We start from the raw sequence: 13,107 nt of genomic DNA on the forward strand, positions 1-13,107 counted from the left end.
TTTAAAATGACCGACAGATTTTGGGAACTGATGGCCAGGAACTGGAGTGGCAACATCTCGGAGGAAGAAAGGGCCGAGCTGGAACGATACCTGCTGGAACATCCGGAATACTGGCTGAAAGCAGGATTGGAAAAGCGGCTGGACTACAAGGCCGGCACGCACTTGTCCGCTTCACAGGCCGGCGCGCTGGCCGACGAGGTGCTGGCCAGGATACAGGCGGAAGAAACCGGGGAGCCCGCTGCTGATGCGCCTGGCAAGACGCAGGCAGACGAAGCGGGGGAACCGGCGGAAAGCAAACGCGGCCGGGTAAAACGCCGCGTGGCGCTGATGCTCGCAGTGCTTATCGGCGTCGTCTTCACCTGGTACCTCTGGAAACCGGCCATGGATAAACCGCTCAAGGAAATTGCCACCATTCCCGGCATGAAAACAAGCATCAATCTTGGAGACGGCACCACCGTCTGGCTGAACGCCGGCAGCACGCTGCGCTACCCGGAAGTATTCAACCGGCAGGATAACATACGCGAAGTATTCCTGGAAGGCGAAGGGTATTTCCAGGTGAAACAGCAGGCCGGCAAGCCTTTTATCATCCATACCTCCACCATGGATGTGAAGGTGCTTGGCACCACCTTGAATGTAAGGGCGTATGCGGACGAAGACTTTTCCGAAACCGCGCTGGTGAACGGCGCTGTGATGGTGACCGTGCAGGGGAAAGACTTTTACCTCAAGCCGCGCGAGAAAGTGATCGTCAGGAAAAAGAACAATGCCGCCCCGGCGGGCGGGCGGCGGAAAACCCCGGCGGAACAGATCTCCCTGGAACCCGTACGCGGCGTGAGCGACAGCCTGCTCATGGAAACAGCCTGGCGGGAAGAAAAACTGGTGTTCCAGGATGAAACCTTTGCCGCGCTTGCTTTGCGGTTAGAGCGATGGTATGGTGTGAAGATCACCATTAATGACCCCGCGCTGCGCAACAGCCGCTTCAGCGGGCGGGCGGACAATGTATCGCTGGAACAGCTGCTCAGCATTCTCAATGCCATAACACCATTCAACTATGATATAAAAGAAAGGGAAGTGATCATTCAATAAACAGGAATACCGATGAATGCAAATTTGATACTGGGGCATCCGCCCTGGTCAGGGCATCTTATTGCCGCAACGTTATGAAAAACGGGGAATAGTGACGTATTCCCCGCCGGAAAATACAGGTGTATCCTCCTTAGTTTAAATTAAAACCACTGTAATTTATGAAAAAAAATTCTGGGCGGGCATGCTATGTCATGCCTGCTGCCATTCGAAAGCTTCTACTCATGCTTAAATTTACCGGCCTGTTCCTGATAGCTTTTCTGGAAGTTGCCGCCTCCGGGTACTCGCAGCACAAGGTTTCCATCTCCGTAAAGAATGCCAGCATGGAAAAGATCCTGCATTACCTTGAAAAGCGTTCCAGCTATGTATTTTACTATAATAACGAGGACCTGGAAAAACTGCCTCCCATCGACCTGTCCATGAAAGAGGTCACCGTCAGCACCCTGCTCGATTCCCTCGCCCGGCGGCTGGACATTCAATACAAAGTGCTGGAAGATAACCTGGTGGTCATCCGTAAGGATGTCAGCGCCGTACGTGCGAAGCGGATCACCGGCAAGGTGGTGAATGCCCGTGGAGAGCCGCTGCCCGGTATTTCCGTGCAGATAAAAGGTACTTCGCAGGGCGTTGCCACGGGGGAAGACGGCACTTTCAGCCTGGAAACGCCGGAGAACGCCACGCTGGTATTTTCCGCGATCGGGTTCCTCAAAAAGGAGGTCGTCATCGGCAGTCAGACCACTTTGTCCATCATCCTTGAAGAAGATGTGGCGGGTTTGAATGAAGTGGTGGTGGTAGGATATGGCGATCAGAAAAAATCAGATCTCACCGGTTCCATCACCTCCGTAAAATCAAAAGAGATAAAGAACCTGCCGGTAAGATCGGTGGCGGAAGCCTTGCAGGGCAGGGCCGCCGGCGTGATGATCAGCAAGGATAACGGCAGGCCCGGCTCCGGATCGCAGATCATCATCCGTGGCGTGGGCTCCATCAACGGCCTCAATCCATTGTTTGTAATTGACGGTGTGCCCCGCGGCAATAACTCCGACTTCAACCCCAAAGACGTGGAATCCATCGAGATCATCAAAGACGCCAGTGCCGCGGCCATCTACGGCGCGCAGGCGGCGGGCGGCGTGGTGCTCATCACCACCAAAAGAGGCAGCTTCGATCAGAAAACGAATTATGATTTCAGCGCCACCCGCGGCGTGCGCAAGATCACCGATTCTTACCGGATGCTGGAAACCCCCGATTACATCCGCGCAAGAAGAGGCATCAAGCAGGACTACTCCCTCTGGAACAATCCCGATCTCCCGAATACGGACTGGTTCAACGAACTGTTCCAGGACGGCCTGGAGCAAAGCTACCAGCTCTCCGTGAGCGGCGGCACCAGCAAAAGCCGTTATTATATTTCCGGCAGCTACGAACGGGAAGACGGCATTCAGAAGAACAACTTCTGGGAACGCTTCGCTTTACGGGTGAATGGTGATTATAAACTTGGCAAGCGCTTTACGTTCGGCCATCAGCTTTATATGGCGAAGATCGGCGCCAATCCCACTACGCGCGACTTTCCCTGGCGCACATTGCCCTACATGGCCGTTTATAATGCGGACGGCAGCTTTGCCCGCGTGCCCGCGGAAGTGGAGTTCTCCGGCGGCAACGACGTAGCCTCCCTCGCTTACAGCCACCGCAAGGAAGGCGAGCTGCTGCTGGACGGTGTGCTGTACCTCGAATGGAACATACTCGACGGGCTGACGCTGCGCACCACCACCGGCGGCGGTTTCAGCGGCAGCTTCACCGATAACTTCACCGAAAGGAACGACCTCGCAAGAACTGTTTACCCCGAATCATACTCCAAAGCATCCGGCTACAGCGAAAGTTATACGTGGACCACGTTGCTGACCTATTCAAAGGTCTTCGCAAAGAAACACGACTTCCGAATCATGGCCGGCTACGAAGCGCGGAAATCCTTTGCTTCCGGCCTGAGCGCCAACGCCACCGGGTTCCCCGTGAAAGTCGCCGAATCTTTTTCGTTGTCCACCAACCCCAACAAAACCGCCAACGGCGCGCTTAGCTACGGGCGCTTCCTGTCGCAGTTCGGACGTTTAAACTACAGCTATGACAATAAATATCTACTCACTGCCAATATCCGCCGCGACGGTTCTCCCAAATTCGGGCCCGCCAACCGCTGGGGCGTATTTCCTTCCCTCGCTTTCGGCTGGAAAGTGCAGGAAGAGCCATTCTTCAAACAGCTGGACCAGCAGCTGATCACGCAGCTGAAACCCAGGGTGAGCTGGGGCATCCTCGGCAACGACGCTGCCATCAGCAACTTTGCGTACCTGCCTTCCTACCAGCAGGTAGAGCAGCACAGTTTCGATGAATCCACGATCATCGGCGGATTCAATTCCATCAAAGTAGTGAACGAGAACATCCGCTGGGAAGAGATACATACCGTGAATGTGGGGCTGGACCTGAGCATGTTCCGCGACCGCGTCGCCGTTTCCGCCGAATACTACAGCCGGCAAACGAAAGACATGCTGTACAACCTCCCCACGCCGTTCTCCTCCGGCATTGCCAGCTATTATTCCAACACCAGCACCATGCCGGTGAACATCGGCAAGATATCCAACAAGGGATGGGAGCTGAGCGTGACGTACCAGGACCGCCGCGGAGATTTCAACTGGTCCGTGTCCGGCAACATTTCGCAGAACAGGAACAAAGTAGTGGACCTTGGTTTGCCTTCGGCCTACATCTACAGCGGCAGCGCCATGTTCATGACGGGCAACTCTCCGTTCAAGACCGTGAACGGACAGCCGATAGGGCAGGTATATGGCCTGGTGGCGGAAGGGCTGATCAAAACCAAAGAAGAAATAGATGGATTGAACGCCACCGCCACGCAGAAGGCGCTGGAAGCCGGCACCATCAATCCCGGACAGGTAGCCTGGTACAATCATCAGCTCACCGGCCCCGGCGACCTGCGGTATAAAGACCTGAACGGCGACGGCAGGATCACCGACGCGGACCGCACCTTCATCGGCAACCCCTGGCCGAAGCTGCAATACGGCCTCAACGTCAACCTCGGGTACAAGGGCTTCGACCTCACCGCGCTGGTGGTTGGCGTGGCCGGTCGAGATGTGATCAACGGCGTGCGCATCTTTGAACAATCCTTCAAACAGGATTATCAATCCACCTACGATATTTTCAACGCATCGTATTTCCTCGGCAACGGGCTCACAGATCAGCCAAGGCTGGGCGTCACCGATCCGGCGAACCCGAACAAGTTTATCCAGGACCCGAGCAACAACTACTCCTGGTATTCTTCCTACTATGTGGAAGACGGCTCATACCTGAAGATCAAGAACATCTCGCTCGGTTATACCATTCCGCGCAAGCTCACGGAACGCTACAGGATCAAAAATCTCCGGGTGTACGTAACAGGCCAGAACCTGTTCACGTTCACCAGGTTTTCCGGTCTTGATCCCGAGTTCTCCAACGACGTGAAGAACCACGGATTGTACGGCATCAACACCTACCCGATGACGAAGCTGTTTTCCGCCGGGCTTGATCTTAACTTCTAACTACAAATCTTGACTGATGAAAAAAATATTCGCAGGTTTTATATCGATGATGATGGTGGTGGCCGGCAGCGGATGCAGCGAATCCTTCCTCGATCTGGAAGATACCGGTTCCATTTCCCAAAGTAATTTCCCCAGCTCGCTGAATCATATCGACCTGATGCTGGTGTCTGTTTACGGCGTGCAGCACGAAAGGGGCTTTATGGGCTACTGGTGGCATGGTTATTCTGTCTTTTGTCTTGATCACACGATCGACATGCAATGGCGTAACGATGATGCGTGGATCGGCATCAGCACCGGCATGGCAAGGCTCGGCGATAACAAGATCAGCTTTCAGTGGCGGGATATCCAGAAAGGTATTTACTATGCCAACAGTACGCTGGAAGCCATCGAGCGTTACCGCGTTACGGCGCCCCCCGGCGAGGCGAAGGCGCTGGACAACAAGGCGGGCGAAGCCTATTTCATGCGCGGCTTCTACCTCTGGCATTTACAGGTGCTGTACAGCCAGCCGCAGCTGAATGGCATGGGCGTGCCCATTATCCGCGCCGTGCCGAAAGATCTGCAAAGCATGTCCGTTCCCCGCGCGTCCACCGGCGAAGCCTACCAGGCCATGATAGAAGATTTCAAAAGAGCGGAAGTGCTGCTGGACGGCCAGGAGGATAATCACCGCGCCACCAGATGGTCTGCCAAGGCGGCGCTGGCCAGAACCTATCTCTTCGCCGGCAAAACAGACAGCGCGAAGCTGTACCTCGAAGACTGCATTCAGAACAGCGGAAAAACGCTCGTGTCCTTCGATCATTACAAGAACATGTTCAACGGCGATACAAAGTTTGAATACAACTCCGAATCATTCTATGAAGTAGGCAACAGGCTGAACCCCGAGCTGCCCAACAACAACGGCTCTACGCAACAGAATACCGGCTCCGGCGCATCGCAGCTGTATACGCCGTTTTACATCAATCCCGGCGACGGTGAACGCAAAGCGATGGGATACAGCAACCAGTTTATGCACGACCGCAACCTGTTCCGCTTTGGTTATCACGATGCGCCGCCGCTGACCGTAACAGAGCAGGTGGGCGGCACATGGAAACTGCAGGATGATTATGTAGCGCAGCAAATGGAACGCAGGGAGCAGGCAGGCCGGCAAGCGGACGGTCCGGACCCGCGCCTGTATGTCTGCGCGCTGCAACCCTTCTTTGATTCTGTAAAAGTAGCGGGACAGTACTACAGGGTGGCGCAGGCGGAATTCGGGAAATGGTATACCCTCGATCCCGCTACGGGACTTGACCCGGACGATTTTTACGGCTGGCCGCTGCGGAAGAACCAGTATCTCGAAGGAAAGCTGGAAGAAGCCAGGAACATCGCGGGCGCCAACTATTACTTCATCCGGCTGGCAGACATTTACCTGATGTATGCCGAAGTGCTGAAAAGCTCCAATCCCTCGCTGGCGCTCGAATATATCAATAAAGTGCACCGCCGGGCTTACAACTACGATCCGAATACCGCATCGCCGGTGGATTATGCATCGCTGACAGCCCGCACAAAAGCGGCGGCTGATGATCATCTCGCCAACGATCCGCTGTTGTATGAGCGCTGGGCGGAGTTCTTCGGGGAAGCGAAATGGTGGGAAGATGTACGCCGGCTCAACCTCGGCCAGCAGGAGGCGAATTATTACAAAACAGTAGCGGCCGGCCGCAAGATCACCTGGCGGGATGAACATTATGCCATGCCCATACCGCCGCTGGAATTTGAAACGAACACCAATCCGGGTATGAAGCAGAATCCCGGTTATTAAATAATAATAACAGATGAAAAACGATCTTTTAAAACGAAGGGAATTCCTCGGCAACATTTCAAAAGCAGGACTACTAAGCTGCCTGCCTATTGGTCAGCTCAGCGCCGAAACCACGGCGCCCCGCGAAACAAATACCTTCCTCACAGCGCCCTATCTGCAGCACATGACGCCGGAAGCGGTCACCCTGATGTGGATCACCTCGCAAAAAAGCCTGAACTGGGTGGAGCTTGGCGAACCCGGCGGTGAGAAAAGAAAGCTGCAAAGCGCCCGTCATGGCCTGGTAGAAGCCTACAACCGGATCAACAAGATCAGGGCCACGGGCCTGAAACCCGGTACTACCTACGAGTACAGCATCTTTTCAAGAGAGATACAGGTGTTTGAACCGTACAAAGTAGTCTACGGCGAAACCATTCAGCAAGGCCCTTTCACCTTCACTACACCGGCGGCAAAGCCGGATGAAGTAAGCCTGGTGGTGTTCAACGACTTGCACAATCATCCCGCCAACATCACAGAACTGATAGAAAAATTCGGGAAAGAAGATGAATATGATTTTGTGGTGTTCAATGGCGATACTTTTAATTGGGTAGATGGCGAGGAGCCGATCGTGAAAGACCTGCTGACGCCCTGCGGCAAAGCGTTCTCCACAAAACGGCCGTTCCTGATGATACAGGGCAATCATGAACCGCGGGGGAATTACGCCCGGCAGATGTTCGACTATTTTGATTACCCGGAAGACCGCTGCTACTATGCCTTTACGCAAGGCCCGGTACGTTTTGTGGTCATGGATTCGGGAGAGGACAAGAACGATACGGACGTGGAATATTCCGGTCTTGTTTCTTTTGATGATTACCGGAAGGAACAGGCGGAATGGCTGGAAAAGGAAATACAAAGTAAGGAATTCAAACAGGCGGCCTTCCGTGTAGTGTTCATTCACATCCCCGTATGGCATGCGGGAGACCGGCATGGCACCCTGCATTGCCGGGAGCTGTTCAATCCGTTGTTCAACAAGGGAAAGATCGATATAGCGATCTCCGGCCATACGCACCGTTACAAAACCTGGGACGCGGACCCGCAGACACATCATTACCCGATCGTGATCGGCGGCGGCCCCGGCTTTACCGGCAGGGGAGGCGGCACCCGCACCATCATCAAGCTGCATGCTACCCGCAGGCAATTATCGCTGCGGATGCTGATTGACGACGGAACAGTGGTAGGCGCCTATGATCTGAAGAAATAAGGTGGTCCTGTTATAACAAAGAAGGCTGTGCCGTGAAAACGGTGCAGCTTTTTTTATGCCCTGCTTCCGTAGTAAAATGTTAAGATTCTGCAATAATTTGTCTATTTGCCAACGTATTTCATCCGCGAAGATGAGTATCATTGTAAGATATATGTGATTACCCGTATGAAGTTCATATGAAAACAAATATCAGCAAATGAAGAAACACATCGTTTGTATCCTGTTCACTATGCTGGCAGGTCAGTTATCCGCGCAACAACAACCCCTGAAACTATGGTATAACCGGCCTTCCGGCGATGTCTGGGAGAACGCATTGCCGGTCGGCAACGGCCGGCTTGGCGCCATGGTATACGGGAATGTAAAGGAAGAGGTCATTCAGCTGAATGAAGCAACGGTGTGGACCGGCAGCCCGAACCGCAACGATAATCCCGATGCGCTGGCTGCGCTGCCGGAGATAAGAAAGCTGGTATTTGAAGGAAAGCAGAAGGAAGCGCAGGAACTGGCGGCGAAAAAGATGGAAGCGAAATCCCACGGGCAAATGTACCAGCCTGTCGGCAGCCTGCATATCTTTTTCCCGGAGCACAAAGAGCACAAAGATTATTACCGCGAACTGGACATAGAAAAAGCGATCGCCACCACTACTTACACGGCTAACGGTATCAGATATACGCGCGAAGTATTCGCTTCCGTACCGGCGCAGGCGATCGTCATCAGGCTTACCAGCTCAAAGCCCGGCGGGCTTTCGTTCGACGCGGCCTTTTCCTCTCCGCAAAAGAACGCGGTCATCACCACCGGCGCAAACGAGTTGCTCATCAAAGGCATTACGGAAGGGCATGAAGGGGTAGAAGGCAAAGTAGTATTCAACGGCATCACGAGGATCAGAACAACGGGCGGCAGCATGCGCCGCGGTGATACGGCCATTCATATCAGCAAAGCCACCAGCGCCGACATTTGCATATCCATCGCTACGAACTATGTGAACTACCGGGATATCAGCGCTGATGCGCAACAACGCGCGGCGGACCATCTGGCGGGCGCATGGAAAAAGTCATACGCACAATTGAAGCAGGAACATATAACGGCATACCAGCGCTATTTTAACCGGGTGAAAATAGACCTCGGCACAACGGATGCGGCCAAAGCGCCGACAGATGAACGGCTGCGGAATTTTTCGGTGGATAACGATCCGCAGTTCGTGTCATTATATTTTCAGTATGGCCGCTACCTGCTGATCTCCTGCTCGCAGCCCGGCGGGCAGCCCGCCAATCTGCAGGGCATCTGGAACGGCAGCATGCGCCCGCCGTGGGACAGCAAGTACACCATCAACATCAATACCGAAATGAATTACTGGCCCGCCGAGAAAGATAATCTTTCCGAAATGCACGAGCCGCTCATCCAGATGGTGAAGGAACTGTCCGTCACCGGGCAGGAAACCGCCCGCGTGATGTACGGGGCGAGAGGCTGGCTGGCGCATCACAATACAGATTTGTGGCGGATCACCGGGCCGGTGGATGCGATCTTCTGGGGCGTGTGGTGCATGGGCGGCGCCTGGCTGAGCCAGCATTTGTGGGAGCGCTACCTGTACAACGGCGATAAAAAATACCTCGCGGACATTTACCCGGTGCTGAAGGGCGCGGCGATGTTTTTTGTAGACGACCTGGTGGAGGAACCTTCGCATCAATGGCTCGTTATCAACCCCGGCACCTCGCCGGAGAACGCGCCGAAAACAAGGCCCGGCGTTTCCTTCGACGCTGGCTGCACGATGGACAACCAGATCGTGTTCGACATGCTGAGCGTGACCATCGCGGCGGCGGAAATACTCGGGAAAGACCCGCTGTTCACAGACACCCTCAAAGCCGTACGCAACCGCCTTCCCCCCATGCAGATAGGACAGTACGGCCAGTTGCAGGAGTGGCTGGAAGACCTGGACGATCCGGAAGACAAGCACCGCCATATCTCCCATCTCTACGGACTATTCCCTTCCTCACAGATATCTCCCTACCGCCATCCGGAACTGTTCAACGCGGCAAAAACAACCCTGCTGCAACGCGGCGACGTATCCACCGGCTGGAGCATGGGATGGAAAGTAAACTGGTGGGCGCGCCTGTTCAACGGTGAACGCGCCCTCAAGCTGATATCGGACCAGCTGAGCCCCGTGGGCACCAAAGGCGGTGGCGGCACTTATAACAACCTCTTCGATGCGCACGCCCCTTTCCAGATAGACGGGAACTTCGGCTGCACTTCGGGGATTACCGAAATGCTGATGCAGAGCCACGACGGCGCCATTCACCTGCTGCCCGCCCTGCCCGCCGCATGGAAGAACGGCAGCATTAAAGGGCTGCGCGCCCGCGGAGGCTTCGAGATCGTGGAGTTGGCATGGAAAAACGGGAAAGTGGAGAAGCTGGTCATCCGCTCAACCCTCGGCGGCAACTGCCGCATCCGCGTTGCCAATGCGCTGCAATCACCGGCATTGCAGCCCGCCAATGGAGAAAATCCAAATCTGTTCTTCCACATTATCAACATAAAAGAACCGCTGGTATCTCCCAAAGCGAAAGCGGACAAGTCCGCCCCGGCGCCTACCATGCTGTTCGACCTGCTAACGGCGGCGGGAAAAACTTATACGTTGACAAAGCAGTAACAATTTGTTTTCTTTGTTGTCAAACACAAGATCATGAAGCTCCGGACCCTGTTATTACTGCTTGGCTTTTCGCTCCCTGTTTTTGCGCAGGACACCGCCACCTATGCCCAAAAGAACAATGTTCCGTACCGCACCGGTGAACAGACGGATTACATGAAAGAACGCTGCCGGTTGGACGTGTACTACCCGGCGCATGCAAAAGGTGCTCCCGTGATCGTGTGGTTCCATGGCGGCGGCATTACCGGCGGCAGCAAAAGCATCCCGGCGGAGCTGAAGAAACAGGGCGTGATCGTGATGGCCGCCAACTACCGCCTCAGCCCGAAAGTCACTTGTCCCGCTTACATCGAAGACGCGGCGGCAGCAGTGGCCTGGGCCTTTGAGAACGCGCGGCGCTATGGCGGCGACACCACGAAGATCTACGTGGCCGGCCACTCCGCGGGCGGTTACCTTGCTTCCATGATCGGGCTGGACAAACATTACCTCGCCAAATATCATATCGACGCGAACCGCATTGCGGCGCTGTTCCCCTTCAGCGGGCATGCCATCACCCATTTCACCGTGCGGCAGGAAAGAGGCATTCCCGGCACACAGGCCATTGTAGACGAATATGCGCCCCTGTATCATGTTCGGGCGGACGCGCCGCCGCTGTACCTCTATACCGGCAACCGCGAGCTGGAAATGCTCGGCCGCTATGAAGAAAACGCTTACCTCGCCAGGATGATGAAGCTCGCCGGCCATAAGCATACGTATCTGTACGAGATGGACGGATATAACCACGGGGATATGCCCAAACCTTCCTTTTACCTGATGCTGAAGGAGATCAAAAAGAAATAAGCGGAAAATGTTAAAATACGATAGCGATTGGTCAAAATAGGCTCACCGGATATCGGCCCTAATTTCGTACCTATGCAATATCCACAGTGAACTATGAAAGGACTTTAGCGCCTGGTATTCAATGGACATCACACTGCTACAGGAACAGATTGCCATTTCCCGGAATGAGGACGCTTACAAGCGGTTGTTCCTCCATTTCTATAAAGGGCTTGTTCGTTTTGCGGACACCTATGTGCGGCAAAGCGAAGTAGCGGAGGAGATCGTGTCAGACGCGATGCTCAAAGTATGGACCATGCAGGAATCCCTCCTGGGCGTCCGCAACCTCAAAGTGTACCTCTTCACGGCGGTGAAGAACGCCGCCATCAATTACCTCGTAAAGAACCGGAACTATACGACCTGGGACATCGACCATATCGCGCCCGAAACCTTTATTTCCCCCACCACGCCGGAAGATGAAGCCATCAGCCGCGAGCTGAAACATGATTTTGCCACGGCCGTCCGACAGCTGCCGCCCAAATGCCAGATGGTGTACAAGCTCGTGCGGGAAGACAGCTTTACTTACAAAGAAGTAGCCGCCATCATGGACATCTCCGAAAATACGGTGGACCGCCACCTGAACATTGCCATGCGCCGCCTGGCGGAAGTGCTGAAAACCCACCGCAGAAACATCCGGTAAAAAAAATTAAAAAATATTGAAAATGGATTGGGGAATTATGCCCCGGATATTGTCTTACCTATAATCACCCTTTGTGAAATGCAGGAGCAACGCTTTTATTATTTAGTGCACCAGGTCTTGTCGGGAACCGCAACCGAGCCGGAAAAGGCCGAATTGCAGCGGCTTGCCGATGAAGATGAGGAATTGCGGATATTATACCGGGAGATCTTCCCGGCAGTGGAGGAGGAGGATGATAATGCGGACGCCTTGCTGGCCTATACGGCGCATTACACCCGGATGCAGATCGCGGGGCTCTTCGAGGAAACGCCGGTGGAGGAACCACAAAGCAGCAGATGGCGCCGGAGCAGCCTTTTGATCGCCGCCAGCGTATTGGTAGTAGCAGCATTGGCGGGATGGTGGCTCTGGCCCGGCGGCAGCGTAAAGCGAACGGAGACAGCCAGCCGCGAAGTGAAAACGCCCAAGGGATCACAGTCGTACCTGACGCTGCCGGACGGTACTGAAGTGTGGCTCAACGCCAACAGCAAGATCGTGTATGACGACAATTTCAACCAGTCGGACCGCCGCGTAAAACTGACCGGCGAAGCATATTTCAAGGTAGCAGAAGACGAGAACAGGCCATTTATCATCCAGGCCGGAGGGCTGAAAGTAAAAGTCCTCGGCACCGTATTCAACGTCAGGTCCTACCCGGATGAATCCAACATTGAAACCACCCTGGTCAGCGGCTCCGTAGCGATCACGCTGGATGACCAGCCGGGGAACACCATCCAGCTGAAACCGGGCGAAAAGCTGAGCGTGCACAACAGGCTCCATGCGGATTACATCGCCACACGGCGTACGGCGGACAGCCTGGATACAGCCGTCACGCCGTTGCTGCTGCTGAGCAAAATGCGCGTAGACCCGTCTGACAGCACACTGATAGACGCGGCGTGGAAAGAAGGGAAGCTGATATTTGACGGGGAAGGTTTCGGGAAAGTAGCTTCCAAGATCGAGAAATGGTACAACGTAACGGTGGTGGTGGAAAATGAGCACCTCTACAGCGCCAGCTTCACCGGCGTTTTCGGGAAAAAGCCGCTCACAACGGTATTGAGCACATTACAGGCAACAGGTAAACTGACGTACCGCCAGGAGAATGACACGGTATACGTACGCTGACAACGAGATCAACTGATATACATTTCGCTAAACTAAACTAATCTCACGTTACCACATGAATCGAACAACAACACAAGCAACAATCAACTAAAATCAGCCAAAAGGAAGGAGAATGTTGACGCATTCTCCGTT

At 54.4% G+C, this 13,107-nt stretch carries 8 protein-coding genes; all 8 read left to right on the top strand.

The features are described from left to right. Positions 1-6: 6 nt before the first annotated feature. A complete protein-coding gene (locus tag CCY01nite_RS14775; protein WP_186831064.1) occupies positions 7-1,083 on the top strand; it encodes a FecR family protein in 1,077 nt (358 codons plus the stop codon). Positions 1,084-1,304: 221 nt separating this feature from the next. Beyond that, complete coding sequence (locus tag CCY01nite_RS14780; RefSeq protein ID WP_186831065.1) at positions 1,305-4,646, top strand: SusC/RagA family TonB-linked outer membrane protein; 3,342 nt, start codon at positions 1,305-1,307, stop codon at positions 4,644-4,646. A 16-nt stretch (positions 4,647-4,662) separates the two neighbouring features. Further along, positions 4,663-6,438 (top strand): RagB/SusD family nutrient uptake outer membrane protein, encoded by a 1,776-nt coding sequence (locus CCY01nite_RS14785; protein WP_146863085.1) that lies wholly within the window; start codon positions 4,663-4,665, stop codon positions 6,436-6,438. A gap of 13 nt (positions 6,439-6,451) precedes the next feature. Continuing rightward, complete coding sequence (locus CCY01nite_RS14790) at positions 6,452-7,675, top strand: purple acid phosphatase family protein (protein ID WP_146863088.1); 1,224 nt, start codon at positions 6,452-6,454, stop codon at positions 7,673-7,675. Between the two features lie 196 nt (positions 7,676-7,871). Further along, positions 7,872-10,313 (top strand): glycoside hydrolase family 95 protein, encoded by a 2,442-nt coding sequence (locus CCY01nite_RS14795; RefSeq protein WP_146863091.1) that lies wholly within the window; start codon positions 7,872-7,874, stop codon positions 10,311-10,313. A gap of 33 nt (positions 10,314-10,346) precedes the next feature. Continuing rightward, complete coding sequence (locus CCY01nite_RS14800) at positions 10,347-11,147, top strand: alpha/beta hydrolase (protein WP_146863093.1); 801 nt, start codon at positions 10,347-10,349, stop codon at positions 11,145-11,147. A gap of 121 nt (positions 11,148-11,268) precedes the next feature. Next, entirely contained in the window at positions 11,269-11,823 is a 555-nt protein-coding gene (locus tag CCY01nite_RS14805; protein ID WP_146863096.1) for an RNA polymerase sigma-70 factor, read from the top strand. 117 nt (positions 11,824-11,940) lie between these two features. Further along, on the top strand, positions 11,941-12,975 hold the full coding sequence (locus CCY01nite_RS14810) for a FecR domain-containing protein (protein ID WP_186831066.1): 1,035 nt from the start codon (positions 11,941-11,943) through the stop codon (positions 12,973-12,975). Positions 12,976-13,107 lie beyond the last annotated feature (132 nt).

Source organism: Chitinophaga cymbidii, assembly GCF_007992715.1.
GTDB lineage: Bacteria > Bacteroidota > Bacteroidia > Chitinophagales > Chitinophagaceae > Chitinophaga > Chitinophaga cymbidii.

What these genes read in the sequence shown, in the direction of transcription:
- CCY01nite_RS14775 (WP_186831064.1), top strand. Translation starts at nt 7, where the DNA reads ATGACCGACAGATTTTGGGAACTGATGGCCAGGAACTGGAGTGGCAAC.
- CCY01nite_RS14780 (WP_186831065.1), top strand. Translation starts at nt 1,305, where the DNA reads ATGCTTAAATTTACCGGCCTGTTCCTGATAGCTTTTCTGGAAGTTGCC.
- CCY01nite_RS14785 (WP_146863085.1), top strand. Translation starts at nt 4,663, where the DNA reads ATGAAAAAAATATTCGCAGGTTTTATATCGATGATGATGGTGGTGGCC.
- CCY01nite_RS14790 (WP_146863088.1), top strand. Translation starts at nt 6,452, where the DNA reads ATGAAAAACGATCTTTTAAAACGAAGGGAATTCCTCGGCAACATTTCA.
- CCY01nite_RS14795 (WP_146863091.1), top strand. Translation starts at nt 7,872, where the DNA reads ATGAAGAAACACATCGTTTGTATCCTGTTCACTATGCTGGCAGGTCAG.
- CCY01nite_RS14800 (WP_146863093.1), top strand. Translation starts at nt 10,347, where the DNA reads ATGAAGCTCCGGACCCTGTTATTACTGCTTGGCTTTTCGCTCCCTGTT.
- CCY01nite_RS14805 (WP_146863096.1), top strand. Translation starts at nt 11,269, where the DNA reads ATGGACATCACACTGCTACAGGAACAGATTGCCATTTCCCGGAATGAG.